The sequence below is a fragment of the Aquabacter cavernae genome, from assembly GCF_003993795.1.
GTDB classification, from domain to species: Bacteria; Pseudomonadota; Alphaproteobacteria; order Rhizobiales; family Xanthobacteraceae; genus Aquabacter; species Aquabacter cavernae.
In genome coordinates this window covers 438802-463910 of sequence record NZ_RWKV01000008.1, presented here as the reverse complement: position 1 = coordinate 463910, position 25109 = coordinate 438802, and the positions used below count along the sequence as shown (strand labels likewise).

21 protein-coding genes and 2 tRNA genes are annotated in these 25109 nt (G+C 67.7%); 11 read left to right on the top strand and 12 right to left on the bottom strand.

Annotated features, from left to right (window positions below; translation table 11 throughout):
- Positions 1-14: 14 nt before the first annotated feature.
- A complete protein-coding gene (locus tag EJJ38_RS06945; protein WP_127089367.1) occupies positions 15-941 on the bottom strand; it encodes a tetratricopeptide repeat protein in 927 nt (308 codons plus the stop codon).
- Between the two features lie 371 nt (positions 942-1312).
- On the opposite strand from EJJ38_RS06945, the gene chrA reads away from it, so the two are divergent.
- Positions 1313-2494, top strand: coding sequence for a chromate efflux transporter (gene chrA, locus EJJ38_RS06940; protein ID WP_127089366.1), 1182 nt, complete (start codon positions 1313-1315; stop codon positions 2492-2494).
- Here chrA and EJJ38_RS06935 read toward each other — a convergent pair whose 3' ends face one another.
- The 5 genes from EJJ38_RS06935 to EJJ38_RS06915 form a co-directional block, all read right to left on the bottom strand.
- Positions 2495-5278, bottom strand: coding sequence for a valine--tRNA ligase (locus EJJ38_RS06935; protein ID WP_127089365.1), 2784 nt, complete (start codon positions 5276-5278; stop codon positions 2495-2497).
- A 377-nt stretch (positions 5279-5655) separates the two neighbouring features.
- Entirely contained in the window at positions 5656-6192 is a 537-nt protein-coding gene (locus EJJ38_RS06930) for a DUF2497 domain-containing protein (RefSeq protein WP_164738442.1), read from the bottom strand.
- Positions 6193-6559: 367 nt separating this feature from the next.
- Positions 6560-7954 (bottom strand): TolC family outer membrane protein, encoded by a 1395-nt coding sequence (locus EJJ38_RS06925; protein ID WP_205666116.1) that lies wholly within the window; start codon positions 7952-7954, stop codon positions 6560-6562.
- A gap of 165 nt (positions 7955-8119) precedes the next feature.
- The gene (locus tag EJJ38_RS06920) at positions 8120-8791 is read right to left on the bottom strand and encodes a protein-L-isoaspartate O-methyltransferase family protein (RefSeq protein WP_127089363.1); all 672 of its coding nucleotides are present in this window, start codon (positions 8789-8791) and stop codon (positions 8120-8122) included.
- A 191-nt stretch (positions 8792-8982) separates the two neighbouring features.
- Complete coding sequence (locus EJJ38_RS06915) at positions 8983-9612, bottom strand: hypothetical protein (protein WP_127089362.1); 630 nt, start codon at positions 9610-9612, stop codon at positions 8983-8985.
- Positions 9613-9839: 227 nt separating this feature from the next.
- On the opposite strand from EJJ38_RS06915, the gene EJJ38_RS06910 reads away from it, so the two are divergent.
- The 3 genes from EJJ38_RS06910 to EJJ38_RS06900 all read left to right on the top strand — a co-directional run bounded on the left by EJJ38_RS06910 (position 9840) and on the right by EJJ38_RS06900 (position 12020).
- Positions 9840-9913: transfer RNA gene (locus EJJ38_RS06910), tRNA-Cys, on the top strand.
- Positions 9914-10033: 120 nt separating this feature from the next.
- Positions 10034-11860, top strand: a complete 1827-nt coding sequence (locus tag EJJ38_RS06905) for an ABC transporter ATP-binding protein (protein ID WP_127089361.1) — start codon at positions 10034-10036, stop codon at positions 11858-11860.
- Positions 11861-11945: 85 nt separating this feature from the next.
- A tRNA-Asn gene (locus EJJ38_RS06900) sits at positions 11946-12020 on the top strand.
- A gap of 78 nt (positions 12021-12098) precedes the next feature.
- Here the strand turns inward: EJJ38_RS06900 and EJJ38_RS06895 are convergent.
- From EJJ38_RS06895 to EJJ38_RS06885, 3 genes are all read right to left on the bottom strand, one after another.
- Positions 12099-12971 carry an alpha/beta fold hydrolase gene (locus tag EJJ38_RS06895; protein ID WP_127089360.1) on the bottom strand — a complete coding sequence of 291 codons (873 nt, stop codon included), beginning with the start codon at positions 12969-12971 and terminating at the stop codon, positions 12099-12101.
- Between the two features lie 2 nt (positions 12972-12973).
- Entirely contained in the window at positions 12974-13528 is a 555-nt protein-coding gene (locus EJJ38_RS06890) for a DUF2087 domain-containing protein (protein WP_127089359.1), read from the bottom strand.
- Positions 13529-13728: 200 nt separating this feature from the next.
- Complete coding sequence (locus EJJ38_RS06885) at positions 13729-14658, bottom strand: glutaminase (RefSeq protein WP_127089358.1); 930 nt, start codon at positions 14656-14658, stop codon at positions 13729-13731.
- Positions 14659-14869: 211 nt separating this feature from the next.
- On the opposite strand from EJJ38_RS06885, the gene EJJ38_RS06880 reads away from it, so the two are divergent.
- From EJJ38_RS06880 to EJJ38_RS06860, 5 genes are all read left to right on the top strand, one after another.
- Positions 14870-16318, top strand: coding sequence for a cryptochrome/photolyase family protein (locus EJJ38_RS06880; RefSeq protein ID WP_127089357.1), 1449 nt, complete (start codon positions 14870-14872; stop codon positions 16316-16318).
- Between the two features lie 68 nt (positions 16319-16386).
- Positions 16387-17418: a cysteine synthase A gene (locus EJJ38_RS06875; RefSeq protein ID WP_127089356.1), complete on the top strand. Its 1032-nt coding sequence runs from the start codon at positions 16387-16389 to the stop codon at positions 17416-17418.
- A 24-nt stretch (positions 17419-17442) separates the two neighbouring features.
- Positions 17443-18273: a 3-mercaptopyruvate sulfurtransferase gene (sseA, locus tag EJJ38_RS06870; RefSeq protein ID WP_127089355.1), complete on the top strand. Its 831-nt coding sequence runs from the start codon at positions 17443-17445 to the stop codon at positions 18271-18273.
- Between the two features lie 259 nt (positions 18274-18532).
- Entirely contained in the window at positions 18533-20302 is a 1770-nt protein-coding gene (locus EJJ38_RS20430; RefSeq protein WP_127089354.1) for a methyl-accepting chemotaxis protein, read from the top strand.
- A 222-nt stretch (positions 20303-20524) separates the two neighbouring features.
- Positions 20525-22225, top strand: a complete 1701-nt coding sequence (locus EJJ38_RS06860) for a methyl-accepting chemotaxis protein (protein WP_127089353.1) — start codon at positions 20525-20527, stop codon at positions 22223-22225.
- Positions 22226-22237: 12 nt separating this feature from the next.
- On the opposite strand, the gene EJJ38_RS06855 is transcribed toward EJJ38_RS06860, so the two are convergent.
- From EJJ38_RS06855 to EJJ38_RS20765, 3 genes are all read right to left on the bottom strand, one after another.
- Entirely contained in the window at positions 22238-22720 is a 483-nt protein-coding gene (locus tag EJJ38_RS06855; protein ID WP_127089352.1) for a DUF1489 family protein, read from the bottom strand.
- Positions 22717-23397 carry a glutathione S-transferase family protein gene (locus tag EJJ38_RS06850; RefSeq protein WP_127089351.1) on the bottom strand — a complete coding sequence of 227 codons (681 nt, stop codon included), beginning with the start codon at positions 23395-23397 and terminating at the stop codon, positions 22717-22719. Before EJJ38_RS06850 ends, EJJ38_RS06855 begins: the two co-directional genes overlap by 4 nt.
- Positions 23398-23552: 155 nt before the next feature.
- Positions 23553-23681, bottom strand: a complete 129-nt coding sequence (locus tag EJJ38_RS20765; protein ID WP_274704721.1) for a hypothetical protein — start codon at positions 23679-23681, stop codon at positions 23553-23555.
- 209 nt (positions 23682-23890) lie between these two features.
- Between EJJ38_RS20765 and EJJ38_RS06845 the strand changes: the two genes are divergently transcribed.
- Both EJJ38_RS06845 and EJJ38_RS06840 read left to right on the top strand, forming a co-directional pair.
- A complete protein-coding gene (locus tag EJJ38_RS06845; RefSeq protein ID WP_127089350.1) occupies positions 23891-24181 on the top strand; it encodes a DUF3253 domain-containing protein in 291 nt (96 codons plus the stop codon).
- A gap of 39 nt (positions 24182-24220) precedes the next feature.
- A complete protein-coding gene (locus EJJ38_RS06840) occupies positions 24221-25045 on the top strand; it encodes an alpha/beta fold hydrolase (protein WP_127089349.1) in 825 nt (274 codons plus the stop codon).
- Positions 25046-25109 lie beyond the last annotated feature (64 nt).

Here is a 25109-nt window from a genome sequence, read left to right as displayed (position 1 = left end):
TGGAAAGGCTGGCCTTAGCGCTGGGCTGTCTTCAGCCACTGCTCCAGATATTTCAAGGCCGACGCCCGCTCGTCGGGAGAGGCGTCCTGGAAGGCGTCCTCATAGAGGTCCACCACCCATTTGTCGCCCGGCCCGGCGGCGCTGTCGCGCGCCAGCGTGAGCCACATGAGGCCACGGGCGGGCTGCGGGGTCACGCCGTCATCGCCGCGGAACAGCATGTGGCCCAACATGGCCTGCGCCTCGTACTGCCCCTTCTGGGAGGCGAGGAACAGCCAGCGTGACGCCTGGCGCGGATCGCGCTTCACGCCCGCGCCGTCGAGATAGAGCTTGGCCAGGCGGAACTGCGCGTCCGGATCACCGAAATAGGAGGCCGCGTAGGAATACATGTCCCGAGCGCGGTTGGCGTCGCGGCGCACGCCCGAATTGGGGATGCCGACAAGATAATAGCCGCCCAGCGCCACGAAGGCGCTCGCCACGAAGCGCGCCTGGGGCGTGCCGGGATAGTCCTCGGCGTGACTGTTGGCGATCTTGCTGAAATATTCAAAGGCCTTGATGTCGTCCCGCTTCACGCCGTCGCCATCGGCATACATGCGCCCCAGCTTCCACTGGGCGGCCGGGTGGCCCTGGTCGGCGGCATAGCGCAGGGCGTCCACGCCCTTCGCGGTCTGTCCCGAACGCAGCGCCTGCGCGCCGGAGCGGAACGCCTCGTCCACCGGACGCAGCGGCGGCGCCATGGGCACGTTGGCCGGGGGCATCAGCACGGAGCCGGAGGGTTCATTCTGGGCATTGCCGTCGAAGGCCGCGGCCGGGGCAAGAGACGCCGCAAGGCTGAGCGCGAGGACGGCCGCACCCACGGCGCCCCGCGCGGACCCGCTGAGGGCGGACCGGAGACGGGCCGGAGCGGCCGCGCCGCGCTGGCGGCTATGGGACGAAACGATCATGACAGGCTGAGATTGCCAAAGACTGCGGGCAACATCGCGGCTGCCGAAAGGCCAAGCCAAGGATTCTCCTTGGCAGACGCCCCCCGGCGGAAAACCGTTCTCAATCTTGTGCCCTACCATTCACATCACCCCGCATGTGACGCCGGGACCACGGCCCGGATACGCACTTCGCCACATCGCTCCTTACCGTCTCGTTTCGTTTTGTGGCGGGATCGCGGCGCAAGATGTCTCGGACCCCTCCGGACGCTTGAAACGCCGCGGGTGTTGCGGGCGCGACACACGAAACTGCACCGGGCGGACATTGCAGCGTCAGGTAGTGGCCTTGACCGCTGCCGCCCGCTCGTCAACATGCCGCCCGGCGGGAGGCACATATGGCGGATCATCGGGCAGAGAGCGGCGGCGTGGGCGAGGTGTTCCGCACCTTCTTCCTGCTGGGCCTGACCGCGTTCGGCGGGCCGGTGGCCCATCTGGGCTATTTCCGCGAGGCCCTTGTGGTGCGCCGCCGCTGGATCAGCGAGGCGGCCTATGCCGATCTCGTGGCGCTCTGCCAGTTCCTTCCCGGCCCCGCATCCAGCCAGGTGGGATTCGGGCTGGGGCTCATCCGCGCCGGCGGCCTCCTAGGCGGGATCGCCGCCTGGGTCGGCTTCACCTTGCCCTCGGCGCTGGTGCTGGCCGCCTTCGGGCTGGGCGCCGCCCATCTCGGCGGGCCGGCGGCGACGGGCATCATCCATGGGCTGAAGCTGGTGGCCGTGGCGGTGGTGGCGCAGGCGGTGCTGGGCATGGCCCGCACCCTCACCCCCGACCGGACCCGCGCAGCGATCGCCTTCCTCGCCCTCGCGCTCACTTTGCTCTGGCCCGTCGCCGTCAGCCAGGTCCTGGCCATTGTGGCCGGCGCGGCGGTCGGTCTGCTTGCCTGCCGGGCGGCGGGAAGCGACGCGCCCAGCCACATTCCGGTCCCGGTCTCCCGGCGCGCGGGGGCGTTTGCCCTCATTCTGGCGGGCGGGCTGCTGCTGGTGCTGCCGCTAGTCGCGACCTCCACGGGGGTGGCCTTATTCGCCGCCTGCTATCGCGCGGGTGCCCTGGTGTTTGGCGGCGGGCATGTGGTTCTGCCGCTGCTGGAAGCCTCAGTGGTGGCGCCGGGCTTCGTGGACAAGGCGGACTTCCTCGCGGGCTACGGCCTCGCCCAGGCGGTACCCGGCCCGCTCTTCACCTTCGCGGCCTATCTCGGTGCGGTGGCGGATGGTCCGCTGGGCGCGGCGCTTGCCACGGTGGGCATCTTCCTGCCCGGCCTGCTGCTGGTCTACGGCGCCCTGCCCTTCTGGGGCGTGTTGCGCGGGGCGCCCTTGGCCCAGGCCGCCATGCGCGGCGCCAATGCAGCGGTGGTGGGCGTGCTCGCCGCCGCGCTTTACAGCCCGGTCTGGACCAGCGCCGTGGCAACGCCGCTGGACTTCACGCTGGCCGCAGGCGGCTTTCTCCTGCTCACTGTGTGGCAGGCGCCGCCGCTGGCAGTGGTCATACTGCTGGCGGCGGCCGGGGGCCTGCTGGCGGGCTGATCAGCCGCCGGACAATTGCCGGATGGCGGTGCGCACCTTCTCGGCGCGGGCGAGATATTCCTCGCGCTTCTCGCGCTCGGCTTCCACCACCTCTTCGGGGGCGCGGGCAACGAAGCTCTCATTGCCGAGCTTGGCGTCGATGCGCGCCACCTCCTGGCCGAGCTTGGCTTCTTCCTTGCCCAGGCGAACCAATTCCGCGCCGAGATCCACGACGCCGGCCAGCGGCAGGGCCGCCACCTCGCCGCGCACCACCATCTGCACGGATTCGGCGGGCGCCACAGGCGCCACGGAAATCTCGGACAGGCGCGCGAGACGGCGCAAGGCATCCTCCCACGCCGCCGCGCGGGCGCGGGTCTCGGCGGACGCATCCACCAGCACCAGCGGGACCTGCGCCCCGGCGGGGACGTTCATCTCCGCGCGCACCGAGCGGATCTCGGTGACGAGATCCACCACCCAGCCCACCTCGGCCTCGGCATCCGGCGCTTCCAGGCCCGACAGGTCCGGCCAGGAGGACAGGACCAGCATGCCCGTGCGGGCCGGGCCCTGCTCGCCCGTGCGGGCCCACAATTCCTCGGTGAGGAAGGGCATGAAGGGGTGCAACAGCTTCAGCGCCACGTCGAGCACGAAGGCGGTGGTGGCGCGGATCTCGTCCTTGGCCGGGCCATCGGCGCCGGAGAGGACAGGCTTGGCCAGTTCCAGGTGCCAGTCGCACACCACGTTCCACAGGAAGCGATAGACCGCCCCGGCCGCATCGTTGAAGCGATAGGCCTCGATGGCTGCGGTGACCTCGTCGGTGGCGCGGGCGGCCTCGCCGATGATCCAGCGGGCGAGCGTGCCGTCCACCTTCGCCGGGTCGAATCCTTCCGCCCGCACGCAGCCGTTCATTTCGGCGAAGCGCACCGCGTTCCAGAGCTTGGTCGCGAAATTGCGGTAGCCTTCCACACGCGAGGTGGCGAGCTTGATGTCGCGCCCCTGCGCGGCCATGGCGGCGAGCGTGAAGCGCAGCGCGTCCGCGCCATACTGGTCGATGAGGTCCAGGGGATTGATGACGTTGCCCTTGGACTTGGACATCTTCGCGCCCTTCTCGTCCCGGACGAGCGCGTGGATATAGACGTCCTTGAACGGCACGTCGGGCATGAAGTGCAGGGAGAACATCATCATCCGGGCGACCCAGAAGAAGATGATGTCGAAGCCCGTCACCAGCACCGAGGTGGGGTAGAATTTGGCCAGTTCCGGCGTCTCGTCCGGCCAGCCCAGGGTGGAGAAGGGCCACAGAGCGGAGGAGAACCAGGTGTCCAGCACGTCCTCGTCGCGGGTGAGGAAGGCTGCGCGCTTGTCCGCGTCGTCGATCAGCTCCTGCGCGTCGGCGGTGGAGAGGGTCTCGTTCCCCACATTATGGGCGAGCGCCTGCTCGAACGCCTCGTCCTCGTCGTTCGCCACGAAGACATTGCCGAAGGGGTCGTACCAGGCGGGGATCTGGTGGCCCCACCAGAGCTGGCGCGAGACGCACCAGGGCTGGATGTTCTCCAGCCACTCGAAATAGGTCTTCTCCCAGTTCTTGGGCACGAAATCGGTACGCCCCTCGCGCACCGCGGCGAGCGCGGGCTGGGCCAGGGTCTTGGCGTCCACATACCACTGGTCCGTGAGCCAGGGCTCGATGACCACGTTGGAGCGGTCGCCATGGGGCACCATGTGGGTGTGGGGCTCGATCTTCTCCAGCAGCTCCAGATTGGTGAGCAGCTCGACGATCTGCTTGCGGGCGGCAAACCGCTCCGTGCCGGCGAGGAGGCTCAGCACGCCGCCGAAATCGGGATCGTCCACATAGGCATCGCGGCGCGACTGGAAATCGTCGCGGATGCCGGCCGGATCGATGCGGCCTTCCGCGTCCAGCACATTGATCATGGGCAGGCGATGGCGGCGGCCCACCTCGAAATCGTTGAAGTCGTGCGCCGGCGTGATCTTCACCGCGCCCGAGCCCTTCTCGGGATCGGAATATTCATCCGCTACGATGGGAATGCGCCGCCCCAGCAGAGGCAGCACGACGAAGCGGCCGATCAGGTCCTTGTAGCGCTCGTCATCAGGATGAACGGCGACCGCGGTGTCGCCCAGCATGGTTTCCGGGCGCGTCGTGGCCACCACGATGAAGCGGTCCGGCTCGTCCTCGATGGGATAGCGCAGGTGCCAGAGATTGCCCTTCACCTCCACCGGCTGGACCTCCAGGTCCGAAATGGCGGTGAGGAGCTTGGGGTCCCAGTTCACGAGACGCTTGTCTTTGTAGATCAGCCCGTCGCGATAGAGCTGGACGAACACCTTCAGGACCGCCCGCGAGAGGCCCTCATCCATGGTGAAGCGCTCGCGCGACCAGTCGCAGGAAGCACCGAGGCGCTTCAACTGCTCGACGATGGTGCCGCCCGATTCTTCCTTCCAGGCCCAGACCCGCTCCACGAAGGCGTCGCGGCCCATCTCGCGGCGGCCCGGCTGCTGGCGCTCCGCAAGCTGGCGCTCCACCACCATCTGGGTGGCGATGCCCGCATGGTCCATGCCCGGCTGCCAGAGCACGTCCTTGCCGCGCATGCGCTCGAACCGCGCCAGCACGTCCTGGAGCGTGTTGTTCAGCGCGTGCCCCATATGGAGCGAGCCGGTGACGTTGGGCGGGGGAATGACGATGGAGAAGCCGGGCGCATCCGCGCGCTCGGGCCGACCGCACCGGAAGGCGCCCGCCTCTTCCCAGGCGGCGGAGATGCGCGCCTCGACGGCTGCGGGTTCAAACACCTTGTCCAGCATGTCAGTGCTCCGTGGCGGGCGGGGGCCGCCGGATGAAAACGTGAGCCGCGTTAAAGCCGCTCGGTCCGCAGGTCGTCAACCGGCAGAGAGCGGATCCGATCCCCGAAAGGCTGCGCAGGGCGGAATGCGCCGCGCCGGAGCGGCATGTCCCAAGCCGGAAGGCCGGGACAGCGGGACACACAGGGACGCAAATGAAGACGCGGATATGGCGGCTGGCACCGGCCTGTGCGCCGCGCGCCCTGGGGCCGAGGCAGATGCGGGCGACGGATCACATGAAAGAGACAGAGAGTGCACCGCTCAGAATCGGCGAGCCGACCGTTCCCGGCCAACCGGCCGGATAAACGGCAAGCGTGAGCGCGTTTGAATGTCGGCCCGCCTCAGCGGCCGGAACGGGAGATCCGCTCGATTTCCTGGCGGACCAGATCGTCCACGATCCGGGGCAGGTTGTCGTCGAGCCAGGTCTTGAGCATGGGGCGAAGGATCTCCTTCACCAGATCCTCAATGGTCCGCTCATGGGCCGGTACCACGAGGTCGCCCAGCGTGCCGAAGGCTGCCGCCACGGCTGCGTCCACGTCCGGGGAGAGCAGTTCCTTGCGGCGGGCCGGCTCGGGCGCCCGGTAGGGCTCCGCGCTGCGGACGGGCTCGAAGCTGCGCGGCGCCGGGCGCGGCGCGAGCTCAGGCACGGGCCGATAGGCAGGCGGGGCGTGATCATAGCCGGTCAGCTCATGGTCATAGCCCATCGGCATCTGGTCGGCAGTCGGATACGGATGATCGGCCATGGGCACGTCCTCCGGAATTGCGGGATAAGCGGGCGCATAAGCCGGCGCCGCAGGCAGCGGCGACAGCGCATCGGGCGCAGGCGTCTGGTCGCCGAAGGCGGCGGGAACCGGGCGCGCGGGGATGCGAGACTCCACAGGCCGCGCTTCGCCGGAGCGGGGCTCGGGCGAACGTGCAGTCCATTCAGGATTGGCGCGCGGCGCGGGGCCGTTCACCGGCGCTGCGCGACGCGGCGGCTCGGCCGCCTGCGTCTTGGACGGTGCTACGGGGCGCCGAGGGGGCGCTGGCTCGTCATCCGCAATGATCCGTCGGATGGACGCGAGAATGTCGTCCATGGACGGCTCGGAAGGCTTCGCACTTGCGGACATGTCCCGACCCCGGCCGAAGACGCCCTTCCATCCGCGCGGCAAGCCGCCATTGAGCAGGGACGCCAGAATCACACCTATGATTGAAGTATGACATTCAAGCCCGGGCAGGCGATAGGCACCGCCCGGGCCGCGTCCCCTACTTTCCGTCCGGCGTGCGCACCCCGGCCCAACTGTCGCGGACCTGATTGTAGTGCACCTTCGGGTCGTAGACCGGCACCTTGAGGCTCAGCGAGACGGCGTCCATCTGGCCGATGGTGGAGATCAGCGAGTAGGCGGCCACCACGCGGTCGCGCTGAGCGACCACGAGGGCGGACTTGGAGTTGGTCAGGTCCGTCTGCGCGTTCAGCACGTCCGTGGTGGTGCGCTGACCGACCCGCCATTCCTCACGCACGCCTTCGAGCGCCAGCGTGTTCGCCGCCACCTGTGACTGCGCGGATTCGATCTGCGCCTTGGCGGCGACGAGCGAACCCCAATATTGCACAGCCAGGGTGCGCACCTGGTCGCGGTTGACATCCACCTCGATGCGGGCCTGTGTCAGATATTCCTTGGCCTGCCGGATGGCTGAGTATTCCGAGCCGCCCTGATAGATCGGCACCGTCAGGTTGAGCATGACGCTCGCGCCGGACTGGGAATCCACAGTCCCGGACTGGTCATGGTTCAACTGGGCCTGTCCCGTGGCGCTCACGACGGGGGCGAGATTGCTCTCGGCCATGCGCACCTGGAAGTTGGCCGCGTCCACCGCATACTGCGACGCCTGAACGGCAGGATGATGCTGCAGACCCGTGCGGATCACCCCGTCGAGATTGACCGGGATGCGCCGCTCGATGCCGGCGCCGGGAGCGATCAGCTTGCCCGGCTCCTGCCCGATCACCTGACGATACACTGCCCGGTAGGACGACAGGTTGGCGACCGCCTGGGCCACCTCATACTGCGCCTCGGCGACGCGCGCCTCGGCCTGTGCCACGTCGGTACGGGTTACTTCACCCACATTGAACCGATCGCGGGTGGCGCGCAGTTCCTGCTGGAGCGAAGCGAGATTTTGATTCTGCAGTTCCAGCAACGCGACGCCCTGGATCACGTTCATATAGGCCGTGACGCCATTCAGCAGAACGGTCTGCTCGGTGTTGCGCAGGGTCTCGCGCGAGCCCTTCACCTGCGATTCGGCTTTCCGCGTCGTGTTGGCGGTGAGGAAGCCGTTGAAGATGGTCTGGGTGACGGTGAGATTATAGGAGCGGGGCGCGATGGTCCCGTCCGTGGTCTGACCGCCGGCCGTGTAGCGCGAATATTGCGACCCGACGCTGGCACCCGCCGACACGTTCGGCCGATACCCGGACAGCGCCTGGGACACGTTCTCGTCCACCGCACGGGTTCCCGCCCGCTGCGAATTGAGAGACGGATTGTTGATATAGGCCGCCGCAAGGGCAGCATCGAGCGACTGTGCGTTCGCTCCCACCGGCAGCATGAGCATTGAAGCCGCTGCCAGCGAACCGAACACATTAACGCGCAGGCTAAACCGCGCCGAAAGGGACATGAACCTCTCCCCGACCCACGCAAACGAAACATGCTGATCCGCCCAGCTCAGCATGTGCGTTCGGACCATATCCATAGGTTTCAGCCGAGGGAACCGAGCGGCCGAACCAAAAGTAGCTTTTATGTTAACCGCGGCAGATGGGCCACAGCCCCTGCCCTAACCGCCTCAGAAGGTGAAGCGCGGCGGGGCCTCGAAGCCCGGCAGCAGCGGGACGGAGGCGTTGAAGGTGGGATATTCCGAAAGGGCGCTGCCCACCTTGGTGAACGTGCTGGCCCGCCCGGCCCCGCCACGACCCTTTACCGCAACCAGCCGGCCGCCATCCTTCAGCTGCGCGATGAGCGCATCGGGAATCACTTCGATCGAGCCGTTCAGGAAAATGACGTCATAGGGCGCCTCGGACGCCCAGCCCGCCGTGAGCGGGCCCTGGAAGGTGGCCACATTGCCCACATCCACATCCGCGAGGGCCGAATTCGCAGCCGCCACCAGTTCCGAATCGTCTTCGACCGAGACCACTTGGCTGCTGAGCCGCGCCAGCAGGGCGGCGGCATAGCCGGTGCCCGCGCCGATGGTGAGCACGAGGTCCGTGGCCTGCACGTCCGCAAGCTGGAGCAGCTTGGCGAGGAACATGGGCTCCAGGAGGTAGCGGGCCGGGCCGCCGGGGCCCGCCTGCCGGACGATCAGGTCGTCATCGATATAGGCCAGTGCCTTGAGGGCCTCAGGGACGAATCGCTCGCGCGGGATCTCCAGCATCGCATCGACGATACCCGGATCGGTCACATCGTTCGTGCGGACCTGACCATCCACCATTCCACGACGCAACTCGGCGAAATCGATCATGGCAAACCCCTTCGGCTTGTCCGCATTTGAGCCATTCCAGGGTCAAGAGCCACACCGCCGGACCATTTGCAAGCGGCCCGCCGGGTCATTCCCCCGCAGCGCACCCATTCGCCATCCGCCGGAAGCAAGGCGGGGGCAGCCTCTGCCGCCCCCGCCCCGAGGTCACGTGGACCGGATCAGTTTAGACCGGATCACTTGGCGGGAGCCGCGGGAGCCGCGGGCGCAGCAGCGGGAGCAGCAGCGGGAGCAGCGGCGCCGGCATCGCCGATGCCGACCACGGTCACCTGACGGAAGATCACGTGGTCGCCCACGCCCAGCTTCTTGAAGCCGTCCTTGTCGGCGTCCGGAGCGCCCGGCACCTTCACGTCCGCGGAATTGCCCAGTGGGCCCTGCAGGGTGATGGTGCGGGTGTCGGCGGCGATCTTGGTGATGGTGGCCGCGATCTCGCGGCGGTCGGTCACGATCACGCCGGGCTTGGCGCCCTTCGGCGCGGTGTCGAGGGTCTGGATGTCTACCGGGAGCGGCGTGCCGTCATTGGCATGCACGACGCTGATCTCGGTGGCCTGCTCCATGGCCGCCACGATGGTGTCGCCCACCTTGATCTGCGGGAAATTCTGCATCTCCGGGGTGGCCTTGATGACCATCCAATTCCCGGCCGGGCCCACCAGGGTGAAGGTGCGCGACTTCTCGTCCACGGCAGAGACCTTCGCCTTGATCTCTTCCTTCACCACGAAGCCGACCGCCAGGATCGGATCTGCGGCGAGAGCGAAGGTCGGCGCGAGCGCCACGACGCCGGCGGCAATGAGGGTGCGCATTTTCATCGGACTACTCCTGAATCATCGCCCCCGCACGGAGCGATGCGCCTGCCTAGCTGCCGCGTGCGTCATCCTCAAGTCGATAGTCCGCGCAATAATTGACCCATCCGGGACAGCCCCGGGATGACCTTGCGTGAGCCCCATTTCAGCCACCTGACGGCCGCCGCGCCGCCCCCGTGCCGGGGCGGTCACTTGCAGAACTGCCCGTCCTGCTTTAACAACCCGGCGAATGAGGCCACGTGGCGGAGTGGTTACGCAGCGGACTGCAAATCCGTGCACCCCGGTTCGATTCCGGGCGTGGCCTCCAACAGCGGCGAAAGCCTGAGCCGATGATTGCTTTGCCGCTCCGTTCTTCCGCGCCCCTTCTCGTCGCGACGAAGAACACTCGCGCCGTGACGGCGCTGCACGGCTCAAACCGGAGACCTTGATGATCGCTGCCTTCTTGGAGCGTGTTCGCGCCGCCATCCTCAGGGATGAAAGCCTGAGCGTGATCTACCGCCTGTTCGTCTCGGACGGGATGCGGCACTGGAAGGGCTATGCAATCGCCTTCTCCTTCATGGGCCTGATGGCCGCCGCCACCGGCGGCATGGCCTATCTCATGAAGGATGCGATCGACTCGATCTTCGTCACCCCCACCACCGCCGCCATCTGGGCCGTGGCGCTCACCATGATGGGCCTGTCCATCGTGAAGGGCTTCTCCGCTTACGCCCAGACGGTGACCATGGCGCGGGTGGGCAACCGCATTGTGGCCGACAACCAGAAGCGCATCTTCGACCGGCTGCTCGGCAAGGACGTTCGTTATTACGCGAACAACCACACCGCCAACATCACCATGCGCTTTTCATCGGGCGCCAATTCGGCGCGTGACGCGCTGAACCTCGTCATCACCTCCATGGGCCGCGATGTGCTGTCCCTGCTGGCACTGGCAACGGTGGCGGTGATCCAGGATCCGTTCCTCGCCATCATTTCGGCAGTGGTCATGCCGGTGGCCGTCGTCGGCACCCGCAAGCTCATCAAGAAGGCGAAGCTCATCTTCAAGCGCGAGTTCGGCAGCGCGGTGAAGCTGAATTCCATCGCCATGGAGTTCATCCAGGGCGTGCGCACCGTGAAGGCCTATACGCTGGAGCCGGTGGTTCGCGAGCGGGTCCACACCTATGTGGACGAGGTGGAGCGGGCGGCCAACAACCTCACCAGCACCCAGGCCAAGTCCAGCCCCCTCATGGAGACGCTGGGCGGCTTCGCCATCGCCGGCGTCATCCTCTATGCGGGCTATAACGTGGTGGTGCTGGACCGTACCCCCGGCGAGTTCTTCTCGGTGCTGACGGCGCTGCTGCTGGCCTATGAGCCCGCCAAGCGCCTCGCCCGGTTCCATGTGGACCTCACGCCCATGGTGATCGGCGCCGGCATGCTCTTCGAGCTGCTGGACGGCGACGCCCCTGAAATGGGCGACGACAACCTGCCCAAGCTGCCCGTGGACCGCGCGCGGATCGAGTTCGACGAGGTGGTGTTCGGCTATCGCGAGGGCGAGCCGGTGCTGCGCGGTGTGAATCTCGTGGCCGAGCCCGGCCAGACCACGGCCCTGGTGGGCGCTTCCGGCGGCGGCAAGACCACCATCGTCAATCTTATCGAGCGCTTCTACACGCCAAGCGCCGGCACCATCCGAATCGACGGGAACGACGTGATGGCCCATGGGCTGCACTCCGTGCGCGCCGCTTCGGCACTCGTGAGCCAGGACGTGTTCCTGTTCTCCGGCACGGTGCGCGAGAACATTGCCCTCGGCCGCCCCGGCGCGAGCGAGGACGAGATCATCGCCGCCGCCAAGGCCGCCCACGCCCATGACTTCATCTCGGGCTTCGAGCACGGCTACGACACCCAGGTGGGCGAGCACGGCGTGCAGCTGTCCGGCGGCCAGCGCCAGCGAATCGCCATCAGCCGCGCCTTCCTCAAGGATGCCCCCATCCTCCTCCTGGACGAGGCCACGGCGGCACTGGACAGCGAATCGGAGGCGGAGGTGCAGAAGGCCCTCACAACCCTCCAGAGCCGCCGTACCACCATCGTCATCGCCCATCGCCTCCAGACCGTGGTGCGCGCGGACAAGATCTGCGTTGTGGACGGCGGCAAGGTGGTGGAAGTGGGCCGCCACGAGGAGCTGATGGCCGCGAAGGGCCGCTATTACAGCTTCTACCAGATGCAGTTCGCCCACGAGATGGAAGGCCGGGAGGGCAAGAACGCCCCTGCTTTATTGAGCGCGTGAGCTTCTTCGGCAGATTTCTTGCCGAAGCGGCTTCACAAGCCCGCGCTCCATTGCTATATGGCGCGCCTCGCAAGTGAGCGCCTATTCCCCGGTAGCTCAGTGGTAGAGCAACCGGCTGTTAACCGGTTGGTCGCTGGTTCGAATCCGGCCCGGGGAGCCAACACTTCCGAAGTTCGCCATGCGGCTTCGGATCTTTCCGAAAATCCCCCGTTCGCCCTGCGGACGGGGGATTTTCTTTTCAGGCCTCCGCCAACGCCGCCAATCGCGCCGCCGCGGTCCGTACCGCATCAAGATGGGTGACGAGGCACACATGCTCGCCCCGCGGAATGCGCAGGATGGCGGCATGGGCGACTTCCGCCTCCACCCGATCCAGATGAGAGACCGGCACCACGCGGTCGCCGGTGCCGTGGATGGCGAGCACGGGCACGCGCAGGCCGGAGAGCGGCAGCGGGCCCATGGCGCCGAACTGGGCCACATCGTTCAGCGTCCCCGGCAGGCGCGCCGCCAGACGGCTGGCGACGCTGTTCTGGAGCGCCACCAGCAGCGGGCCTGCCTCCGGATGGCGCAGGGTTTCGTGCAGCACCTCTTCGTCCAAGATGGAGCGCCGGGCCGCCCTTGTGGGATTCGCCCGCGCCAGGAGGCTCAGGAGCCCCGCAAGCGGCGGAATGCGGGTGGCGAGGCGGATGAAGGGCAATCGCCGCGCCGCGCCGGGCGGCATGGCGAGCCCGCCCGTGCAGGCGGAGACGAGAATCAGGCCCGAACAGCGATCAGGGTGGCGGGCCGCGAAGGCAACTGCCCCCGGCCCGCCCGCCGAGACGGCGGCCACGAGGGCCTTGTCCACACCCAGCCGGTCCAGACTCGCGGCGAACAAGTCCGCCTGCATGGCCGGTGTCACACGGCCTGCGAGCGGCGTGCCGAGATAGCCGGGCCGCGAAGGCGACAGCAGACGGAAGGGCGGGCGGAGGCCGAACAGGGTCTGCGCCAGGATCTGCCCCTGATCCCAACCGCCCATTCCACCATGCAGGGCGAGCAGGGCCGGCCCCGTCCCGCTGTCCAGCAGTTCGACGGGGCCAAGGCCGGTCTCCAGGGTGCGGGGAATGGCGTGACGCATCCCTACCCTCCCCTTGCCGGGGACCGCAGCCGCAAAGCGCGGATGAGCGCCACGGCCTCCGGCGGCGGTGCCGCTTCCAGGCGGCGATAGGCCCGCCCGTCACGGGTGCGCCACATGAGACCGTCATCGCACATGATCCGCCGCAACAGGGCGGGATCGGCGAACAGGTGCTGCTCATTCAGAGCGGCGTTCACGGCCTTCTCGCTCAGGGTTTCCCGCGTGGGAAGGCGCGCCCACAGCGCCCAGATGCACAAGGTGCGTTCGCTGGCCTTGCCGGGCCAGCGCACCAGGCGTCCCTGCGCATCGAAATGGCGGCACACGCGCTCCACGCGGCGATGATCCACCGGCGCGGGAGCTGACGGGACGGCTTCCAGGCGGTCATGGGCCTCGGCGTCCTGGCGCAGATGCTGGTAGTTCCGAAAGCCGCCGGCGCGCGCGAGCATGTTCAGCAGCGCGAGATGGCCGGGCGCGCCCTCGGCGCGGGCCAACTCACGCCCGAGCGCACGCGCGAAAGCGGAGAGGTCCTTCGTCTCGAAGGACAGGGTTTGTCTGGACATCACTCATCCTCGGTCGTGCCGGGATCGCAAATCGATGTCGTTGGTCGCTGGCTTCCGACGCGGCACGGGACGAGTGTGAGCGACGTTAGGCAAAACGGCAGGTTTAGCTTTCCGCAAAGGGAACAGCGACGCCTCGGTGAACTGCCGACCGTCGCCTTCCATGCCCCGCCCTCCGGACTTTTTCAAGGCTGCCGTTGGTATCAGCCGCCGAACACCGACCAGTGCATGGCCTTGGCCAGTTGCTCCAGCGCCAGGGAGCCGAGCACTGAATTGCCGTGGGGATCGAGGCCGGGCGACCAGACGGCGATGGAGGCCTTTTCCGGCGCCACCACCAGAATGCCCCCGCCCACGCCGCTCTTGCCCGGCAGGCCCACGCGGAAGGCGAAGTCGCCCGAGCCGTCATAATGGCCGCAGGTGAGCATGAGGGCATTGATGCGTCGCGCCCGCTCCGAGGAGATCACCGACACGCCCTTGCCCGGCAGGCGGCCGGAAAACGCGAGGTAGCGGCCCGCCATGGCCAGTTGGCGGCAGGTCATGGTGATGGCGCAGTGGTGGAAATACACGCCGAGGGCGTGCTCCACCGGATTCTCCATCATCTTGAACGCCTTCATGTAATTGGCGAGGGCGGTGTTGAGGAAGCCCGTCACCTTCTCCGAGCGCGCCACATGCTCATCGATGGCCACCGTGTCGTCATCGGCCACGAAACGGCAGAAGCGCAGGATCTCCCCCAGAACCTCGCGTGGCTGGTGTCCCGCCAGCAGCACGTCCGTCACCGCGATGGCACCGGCATTGATGAAGGGATTGCGGGGCTTTCCCTTCTCATATTCCAGTTGGACAATGGAGTTGAAGGGATGGCCCGAAGGCTCCCTGCCCACCCGGTTCCAGAGCTGGTCACCCACCTTGCCGAGCGCCAGGGTCAGGGTGAAGACCTTAGAGATGCTCTGGATGGAGAAGGGAATGTCGGCATCGCCCGCCGTGAACATCTCGCCGTCCGCCGTGAAGACGGCGATGCCGAACTGGTCCAGCGGCACCTTGGCAAGCTCCGGAATATAGCTCGCCACCTTGCCGCGCTCTTCGCGCGAGCGCATGCGCGCCGCGATCTCCTCGACGACGGTATCCAGTCTCGGCAAAATCTAATCCCCATCCGATTGGCTTTTCGCCGACACTACACCCATATGACCGGCAAGCACGAGCCATGCCGGACCAGGGTCCGGCATGAGGCATCCAAGACGCGACCGCAGCCGTAGAAGCGGGCGCCGCCCGATATCGGCATCGCGCGGCCATTGAGCGTTCGAGAGGCGGATGCGTCGGCATCCCCGCCCCTCGATATGAGGACATGCCATGCGCCCCACCCTTCTCTGGTTCCGCAGCGACCTGCGCCTTCATGACAATCCCGCCCTCGCCTGGGCGGCGGAAGACGCCCGCCCCGTGGCGGCCCTTTACGTGCTGGACGAGGATTCGCATGGGATACGCGCCATGGGCGGCGCGGCGCGCTGGTGGCTGGCTGGATCGCTCCGGGCCCTCGCCGCAGACCTCGCAGCGCGGAACATCCCCCTCCTCCTGCGCACCGGCCGGGCGGCCGATCTCGTGCCTGCTTTGGCGCGCGACATCGGAGCGGAACGGCTCGCCTTCAACAGCCGGCCCGGCGCGGCCGAGGCGCGGGTGGACACAGCCGTGGCGGCGGCGCTTGAAGATGACGGCATCACCGTCAAGCGCTTCAACGGCCACCTGCTCTACAAGCCGGGCTCGATCCGCACCATGGCGGGCGGCCTGCCCCGCACCTTCAGCGCCTTCCAGCGCGCCAGCCGCAAGGCCGCCGAGCCGCGCCGCCCGCTCCCCGTGCCGCCGAGCCTGACCGGGGTCGGCACCCTTCCGTCCGACGATGTCGAAGCCTGGATCACCGCCCAGGGGCTGGAGCCCACCGCGCCCGATTGGGCGGGTGGGATGCGCGCGGCCTGGACTTGCGGCGAGGCGGGCGGCCGGAAGCGTCTTGCGGACTTCATCACGGACGGGCTGGAAGGCTACGCGGAAGGGCGTGACAGGCCCGACGCCGAGCATGTGTCGCGCCTGTCGCCCTATCTGGCCTCCGGCGCACTCTCCCCGAACCAGGTGCTCTATGCCATCCGGGGCGCCGCCGAGGCGGGCGAGGCGCCGCACGGGGATGCGGAGAAGTTCGAGGCGGAGCTGCTCTGGCGGGAATTCTCCCACCACCTGCTGGAAGCGGAGCCGGACCTGCGCGTGCGCAACCTCCAGCCCCGCTTCGATGCCTTCCCCTGGCGGGAGGCGTCCGGCGAGTTGAAGGCGTGGCGCAAGGGCCTCACCGGCTATCCCCTGGTGGATGCGGGCCTGCGCCAGCTCTGGCAGACGGGGTGGATGCATAACCGCGTGCGCATGGTGGTGGCGTCCTTCCTCGCCAAGCACCTGCTCATCGACTGGCGCGAGGGCGAGGCGTGGTTCTGGGACACGCTGGTGGATGCGGACCCCGCCAATAATCCCGCCAGCTGGCAATGGGTGGCCGGGACCGGCGCGGACGCCGCGCCCTATTTCCGTGTCTTCAACCCCGTGCTCCAGGGCGAGAAATTCGATCCGGCGGGCGAATATGTGCGCGCCTTCGTGCCGGAACTGGCGCGCCTGCCGAACAGCCTGATCCACAAGCCTTGGGCGGCGGATGCGGCAGCGCTGGCGCGGGCCGGGGTGCGCCTCGGCATCACCTATCCGCGCCCGCTGGTGGACCATGATGCGGCGCGGGCGCGGGCGCTGCGCGCGTTCGAGCACATCAGGGGAAATTAGCGTCCCTCGGTTGCCGCGCCAGGATGGTTCCGGCTAGTTTGCGTTCCCTTTCTTCAAGGTTTTCCGCCATGACCATCCGTAACGGCCTCCTCGATTCCATCGGCAACACCCCGCTGATCCGGCTCAAGAAAGCCTCGGAAGAGACCGGCTGCACGATTCTCGGCAAGGCGGAATTCCTCAATCCCGGCCAGTCCGTGAAGGACCGCGCGGCGCTCGGCATCATCCAGGACGCCATCGCCAAGGGCACGCTCGAGCCGGGCGGGGTCATCGTTGAAGGCACCGCCGGCAATACCGGCATCGGCCTCGCCTTGGTCTCCGCCCCCTTCGGCTTCAAGACCGTGATCGTCATTCCCGAGACCCAGTCCCAGGAAAAGAAGGACATGCTCCGGCTCGCCGGCGCCACCCTCGTGGAAGTGCCCGCCGTCGCCTATGCCAACCCGAACAATTACGTGAAGGTCTCCGGCCGCCTCGCCGAGGCGCTGGCCAAAACCGAGCCGCACGGCGCCATCTGGGCCAACCAGTTCGACAATGTGGCGAACCGGCAGGCCCATTTCGACACGACCGGCCCGGAAATCTGGGACCAGACCGGCGGCAAGGTGGACGGCTTCGTCTGCTCCGTGGGCACGGGCGGCACGTTTGCGGGCATCGGCATGGCGCTGAAGGCGCGCAACCCTGCCATCAAGGTGGCCCTGGCCGACCCCATGGGGGCGTCGCTCTATTCCTATTACACCACCGGCGAACTGAAGGCCGAGGGCTCGTCCATCACCGAGGGCATCGGCCAGGGGCGGATCACCGCCAACCTGGAGGACGCCCCCGTGGACATGGCCTTCCAGATCCCCGACGAAGAAGCCGTGCCCATCGTTTTCGACCTGCTGGAGCATGAGGGCCTGTGCCTCGGCGGCTCCTCCGGCGTGAACGTGGCGGGCGCCATTCGCCTCGCGCGGGAACTGGGGCCGGGGCACACCATCGTCACCATCCTGTGCGACTACGGCACGCGCTATCAGTCCAAGCTCTTCAACCCCGACTTCCTGCGCACCAAGAGCCTGCCGGTCCCGGCGTGGCTGGAGCGCAAGGTCGAAGTGCCGAACGTCCTCGTCTGAATTTCGTTTTCCGGAACCTGAACCATGTCCCTCTTCGTCTCCACCGACTGGCTCGCCGAGAATCTGCGCGCGCCCGACCTCGTCATCGTGGACGCCACCTGGATCCTGCCGCCCACCGAGCGGGTCGCTTCGCAGGAATATCTGGAGCGTCATATTCCGGGCGCGGTCTTCTTCGACCTGGATGCCATCTCCGACCATTCCACCGACCTGCCCCACATGCTGCCCGAGCCGCGCGACTTCGCGACCGCCGTGGGGGCGCTCGGCATCGGCGACGGCGTTCGGATCGTGGTCTATGACGCGCACGGCCTGTTCTCGGCCCCGCGCGTCTGGTGGACCTTCCGCGCGTTCGGCGCGAGCGACGTGAAGATCCTGGAAGGCGGCTTGCCCAAATGGATCGCGGAAGGCCGCGATGTCGAAAGCGGCCCGTCCCGGCGCCCCGCGGCGGTGTTCACCCCGCGCGTGGACCGCTCCATCGTGGCGGACATCGCCCATATGGAAAAGGCCATTGGCAGCCAGACTCAGATCCTCGACGCGCGCGCCGCCGGCCGCTTCACGGGCGCGGCGCCGGAGCCCCGGCCCAACCTCAAGTCCGGCCACATCCCCGGCAGCCTGAACCTTCCGTCTTCCAAGCTGGTAAAGGACGGCCACCTCGTGCCGGCCGAGACGGTCCGCGAGGAACTGTCCGCCATCGGCTTCGACATGGCACGCCCGGTGATCACCACCTGCGGGTCGGGCGTCTCGGCCGCTATCCTGTGGATAGCCCTGGAGAGCGTCGGCAAGCGTCCCCAGGCGCTCTATGACGGCTCCTGGACCGAGTGGGCCTCTCGCGAGAAGCCCATCGATACCGGCGCCTGAGCCACCACCCTCGATCTTCCGAACCTGACTGTTACCCCTGCCCGCGCCCTCGGCGCGGGCAGTCGCGTTTTGACGTCCGCTCCGTAACAACCCTTAGGGGTTCGCCGCGATGCGGGACGGCAAGGTCCATGCAAGCTTGCACCGCAACACATGGGATCGGCTTTTCCTGAGCGGCGGGGTCTCGGGCATTTCCGCGAGCGCGCCTCCGCTCCCGCGTGCGTATGACAGACGTGTTTTTCAGCTTTTAAGGGCCCGATTCATGTCACTCGCCACCTTTTCAGATTCCGAGCCTCATCCCCGCGGTTTCTTCGCGGCATTCATCGAGAAAGTGAATTTCAAGCACTGGCCCATCATCGTGAAGTTCGTCTCGCTGGCGATCATGCTCTTCATCGTGGCGGGCGGCGCCATCTACTTCATGAACTCAACCTCCCGCTTCATCGAGAACCGCTTTGAGCGGCTGGTGCGCGAGGATGCCGCCGGGACCATCGCCCTGTCCCGCGCCAGCCAGGCCCTCGCCTTCACCAATGCCTCGCTCTACGAGGCCCTTGCCGCCCTCACGGCCAACGACACCAAGGCCGCCACCGACCGCCAGGCGCTGGGTATCAAGACCTTCAACGAGCAGATGGAACTGGCCAAGCAGATCCTCCCCCAGATGAGCGGCGAACTGCAGCCGCTGCAGACGGCCTTCACCAAGGCGGTGCAGACCACCTGCGCCGAGCCGCTCAAGATCGCCCTCGATTCCACCTCCAGCGAGGATGATGCCGAGGCCTCGCGCCTGATGAACCGGGCCTGCCGCCCGGCCATGCAGGAGGTGGGCGACAAGCTGGTGGTTCTGGTGCGCGACCTCCAGACCAATCTGGAGACCACGACCCGGGGCGTCATCGATAATTCCCGCTCCACCACCTTCATGACCCTCACGGGCGTCGCGGTGGGCCTGACCGTCATCTTCATCCTCACCGCGCTCACGGCCCTGATCGGCATCTCCTGGCCCATCAAGACCCTGACCGGCGTTCTCACCTCCATCTCCCAGGGCAAGCTCACCACTTTCGTGCCCGGCCTGGAGCGCAAGGACGAAATGGGCACCATCGCGCGCGGCACCGAGACCCTGCGGCAGGCCCTGGAGGCTGCGGAAGTGGAGCGCGCCGAGGCGGCCGAGCAGGAGCGCCGCAACGCCGCGCGCCTGCGCGACGAACGCAACGCCATCGCCGATGCCTTCGAATCCAAGATGGGCGCCCTCGCCAGCGCCTTCGCTAATTCCTCCAGCGAGGTCTATGACGCCGCGCGCAGCCTGTCCGCCTCGGCGGAAGAAACCTCGCGCCAGGCCCGCGCCGTGGCCGGTGCGGCCGGGGATGCCTCCACCAATGTGCAGACGGTGGCGGCTTCCACGGAAGAAATGAGCGCGTCCATCCGCGAGATCGGCGAACAGGTGAGCCACGCCGCAGATGTGGCCCGCGTCGCGTCCGACGGCGCCGAGCAGACCCACCGGGAAATCCGCGACCTCTCCAGGGCGGCGGCGGAGATCGGCGAGGTGGTGCAGCTCATCACCGACATCGCCGCCCAGACCAACCTGCTCGCCCTCAATGCCACCATCGAGGCGGCCCGCGCGGGCGACATGGGCAAGGGCTTCGCGGTGGTCGCCAGCGAAGTGAAGGAACTCGCCGCCCAGACCGCCAAGGCCACCGAGGTGATCGGCGGCAAGGTGTCCGAAATTCAGGGTGCCACCGGGCGCACGGTGGATTCCATCGAGCGCATCGTGGGCATCATCTCCGACATCCGCCAGTCCACCTCGGCCATCGCCTCGGCGGTGGAGGAACAGGGCGCGGCCACCCGCGAGATCGCCCACAACACCCAGAGCGCCGCCCACGGGACGGAAGCGGTCAATGACAACATCCAGGGCGTGGGCCGTGCCGCCGAGATGACCGGCTCCGCCTCCTCCCAGATGATGACCCTCTCCAATTCCCTGTCGGACCGCGCAGGACAGCTCCAGGAAGAAGTGAAGCGCTTCGTGGAAAACCTGCGGGCGGGCTGATCCCTCCGCCGCCCGGCCTGCCGGGCGGCCATACCCTCGCGCTTTGACCACCAGGGATTGCGTAACCGGCAACATTTCGCGCACGCGCAAGCCTGGGGCAAGCGCGGGGTGCCTCCAATGGCGTCGTCGCAGGAGCATAACGGCACGCATGATGCCGGACTCCGTCGATGAGGACGTTCAAGGCGAACCGAAGAAGTTCGCCGCCAAGGATGGTGCCTTCCGATGGGATTCAATCACTGGCCGATTCGATTCAAGATCCTCGCCCTTTCCGCTTTGATGCTGGCCGCCGGCCTGTGCGGGATCGCCGCCGTCTCGCTCAATGCGCGCGGGACACAGGACGGGCTGGTGGCGCTTCATGACAGGGCGTCGCGGGGCCTTCTCTCCCTTGCCGCCGCAAACCGGGCGGCTGTGCTCACCCAGACCGTCATCTATCGCGGGCTGAACGGTATCCTGACCGGCGAGAACCTGCAGGTCGCGGGGGCCGTCGCTGGCGCCACCAAGAATTTCAAGCGCCACATGGCATCGGCGAACGCTTCGATGCCGGACTATGGCGCCGAGATCGACCCGCTGGTTTCCACCTTCGACACCACCATCGAGAAGACCTGCGCGGAAGCGATCACCCTCACCGCCAACTCCTTCTCGGAGGAGGACAATGCCCGCGCCACGGCCATCATGCATGCCACCTGCGACCCGGCCCTGAAGCAGGTGACGGAGCGCATCTCCGCCTTCGTCACGAAGGTGCAGGCGGCACAGGATGCCCATGCGGCAGCGCTGAAGGAACGCGCGGATCGCACCATGATGCTCACCTTGTCCGGTTTCGGCGCGGTGATGCTGCTGGCCTTCGGCCTGAGCGCGCTGGTCGCCACATACGGCATTGCCCGCCCCATCCGCCGCACCACGGCCTTGCTGAACGACCTCGCGGAACAGCGGCTCGACACCCTTGTCACCGGCACCAAACGCCGCGACGAGCTGGGCGCCATGGCGCGCAGCGCCGAATTGCTGCGCAACGCACTCGCCGAAGCCGAGACGGTGCGGCGGGAGGCGGCTCTCCAGGAACAGCGCAACGCTGAGCGCCTGCGCGACGACCGGGAGGCCATCGCCCTGGATTTCGAGGCCCGCATGGGCGCCCTCGCCGGGGCCTTCGCGACCTCCTCCCACGAGGTCTCGGACGCGGCCCGCAGCCTTGCCGCATCGGCCGAGGCGACCTCCCGGCAGGCCCAGGCGGTCTCGGGGGCGGCCACCCAGGCGTCCGAGAATGTGCAGACGGTGGCGTCATCGGCGGAGGAGATGAGCGCATCGGTCCAGGAGATCGGCAGCCAGGTGGGCCACGCCGCCCGCATCGCGGAGGACGCCCATCAGGCGAGCGAGCAGACCCATGGCGAGATTCGCGACCTGTCCCGCGCCGCCGGCCAGATCGGCGAAGTGGTGCAGTTGATCGCCACCATTGCGGGCCAGACCAATCTCCTCGCCCTCAACGCCACCATCGAGGCGGCCCGCGCGGGCGAGATGGGCAAGGGCTTCGCGGTGGTGGCCAGCGAGGTGAAGGCGCTGGCCGCCCAGACCGCCAGGGCCACGGACGTAATCGGCACCAAGGTGAAGGAGATCCAGGGCGCCACCCGGCGGACCGTGACCTCTATCGAGAAGATCGTCGGCATCATCGGCGAGATAAGGGGCGCCACGACCGCCATCGCGGCGGCCATCGAGGAGCAGAGCGCCGCCACGCGGGAAATCGCGCTCAGCACCCAGCACGCCGCCCACGGCACGGAGGGCGTCAACGACAATATTCACGGCGTCGGCCGCGCCGCCGAGATGACCGGGGCCGCATCCACCCAGATGCTGGCGCTCTCCAGTTCGCTCTCCTCCCAGGCCACGCAATTGCAGCGGGAGGTCCGGCACTTCGTCGCCAACCTGCGGGCGGGATGAAAGCGGGTCGGCTCAGAGCAGGCCGAGCTGGCGCAGTTCGCGCTGGAGATCCTCGGGCAGCCCGGCGCCGCTGTTTCCGGCCGCAAGGTCCGCAGGCGCCTCGGCGCCCTTCAGATAGCGCCAGCCCTGGAACGGGCGGGACGGGCGCGGCGCGACGCGAACCACATCGGGATCCAGCACCAGCCGGCAGCGGCCGATGCCCTCCCCGTCCACGAACGGTTCGACGGCGAGCAGGCTCTGGCGGCAGAGCACCTCGCCCTTGATGACCCAATAGAGAGAGCCACCGGCCAGAAGGTCCTCGGCGCGGCTCGGCACCATGCGTGTCACATGGATCTGGCGTTCCGGCACGCCCCGCGCGCGGCAATCCGCGAGCCGCTCGGCGATCCAGCCGGTCAGGTCCTCGACGCTCTCGGCGCCGACGCACAGCTTGATGAGATTGAGCGGCCCCGGTGCCGCCCCCGGCTTAACGGCGCGGGTGGGCGCGGCGGAGGTCATTCGGCGCTCTCGCGCTTCACGACCGGCCAATCCACCTCGTCATGGGCTTCCACCCAGGTCTCCTGCACCCCCGCCGCCTTCCAGGCGACGAAGTTCGGCTCGGCATGGATCGCCTCCACATAGGCGGCGCTCACCGGATCGAGCGGCACGGCATAGGTGCGCAGGCGCGTGGCCACCGGGGCATACATGGCGTCCGCGGCGCTGAACCGGCCGAACAGGAAAGGCCCGCCCGCGCCGAACGCCGCCCGCGCAGCCTGCCAGATCTCAAGGACGCGCGCGATATCGGCGCCCACATCCTCGCCATAGGCGCGCGGCTCCACGGGTCGCCAGAGATTCATGGGCATGTGACGGCGTAGATTCGGGAAGCCGGAATGCATCTCCGCCGAAATGGACCGCGCCATGGCGCGCGCCGCCCGGTCTCCAGGCCACACGCCCTTGTCGGGATAACGCTCGGCCACATGCTCGATGATGGCGAGGGAATCCCACACCGGCACCCCGTCATGGACCAGAAGCGGCACGCGGTGCGGCGAACCGAGCCCCTCGAACGCGGCGGCGAATTCCGGCGTGTGGAACGGCAGCAGCCGCTCCTCGAACGCAACGTCGCTCGCCTTCAGCGCCAGCCAGGCGCGCAGCGACCAGGAGGAATAGTTCTTGTTGCCGATGAACAGGGTCAGCATGCGCGAGCATTCCGAATGAGAGCGCGGACCGGTCGGATTAAATCAACCTGATCGGCACATCGCACTCTAAATGTTCATGGAGGCTGCGGGCGACCGACCGGCTTGTCGCACAAGCGGGTCGGCGCAGGCGCTCGGGCGTGCCGATATCGGCCGCGTTACCGAGAGGCGACGACCGCGATGGGCTCGAACCCGCCGAACAGGTAGACCATGACGATGGCGGCGAGAAACACGCCGAAACTTAAACGTGCGATCCCCCAACAGGAGCGCTCGGCCTTTACTGCCATGATGACAATGGACCTTGAATGCCGGGACAAGCCGGAATGCCTGGATGTGTCCGCTGCATCACGCATGCGAACAAACCGATTCATTAGGCATTCCGTAACCAAGAAGCAATGCATGGATGCGGCAACGCACACTTTTTGTGACCGAACCTTTCAGATTCACGCTGCAGCGCACCCTTGCCGGGGCCAGCAGCGGGTGCCATGAGGACGAAATGGAAAGCGAATCCGAACTCCCGACCGAATCCGGCCCGGACGATCCCGAGGCGCAGGCGGCCATTCTCACCATTGCGCGCGAGATCGGCCCGGCAAAGACGCTGAGCCCCATGGAGGCCGCCCAGCGCCTCATGCCGGGCGAGAACTGGCAGCGGGCCCTGCCCCGAATCCGCCGCGCGGCCGTGCAGCTCGCCCAGGAAGGGCGGCTCATGGTCTATCGGAAGGGCAAGCCGGTGGACCCGACCACTTTCCGTGGCGTCTATCGCCTCGGCCTGCCGCGCGACGAGTGAGCCCTTCCGGGCAAGGCTGAAGCTCTTTAGTCTTCTCCCATGCTCGTCTCTCCTCCCCGCCGCAGCCTCCGCATCACCGCCCCGGACGGAACCACCCTGGCCGTCCGCGAATGGGGGGATCCCACGGGGCGGCCGGTCCTGTTCATCCACGGCTATTCCCAGACCGGCCTCTCCTGGGCCCGGCAGGTGGATGCCCCCGAACTGGCCCATCTGCGGCTCGTGACCTTCGACCTGCCCGGCCACGGCGGCTCCGACCATCCGCCGGAAACCTCCCGCTATCAGGACAGCGCCCTTTGGGCGGGCGATATCGCCGCCATCCTGGAACAGTGCGGCCTTCAGGCCGTGACGCTGGTGGGCTGGTCCTATGGCGGGCGCATCATCGGCGACTATCTGGCGGCCTTCGGCACGCACGCCCTCGCCGGGCTCGTCTTCGTGGATGCCATCACCGAGAATGCCCGGCACTTCTATGGTTCGTGCAATCGCCTCATGAAGGAGATGGGCGACCCGGACCCGGCTGTATCCATCGCCGCCACCCGCGCCTTCCAGCGGGCCTGCGTGCTGCACCCGCTGGAGGGGGAGCTTGCCGAAAGCCTCCTGGCGGCCGCCATGATGTGTCCGCCCCGCGTGCGCGCCGCCATGGCGCGGCCCGCGGACTATACCGCGGCGCTGGCGGGCGTGGACATTCCCGCGCTCGTCATCCACGGCATCGATGATCAGGTCATCGCGCCCGCCATGGCCGTGCACCTGGCAGGCATGCTGCCCGGCGCCCGGCTGGAGATGATGGCGGACACCGGGCATGCCCCCTTCCTGGAGCATCCGGCCGCCTTCAACCATCTGTTGCGAGACTTCGTTAAGCACCTCTGAGCCGCAAACCGGCAGGGGGAACCATTCCCCGCACAAAGATGTTGCGGCAACGCCCGAAATGCGG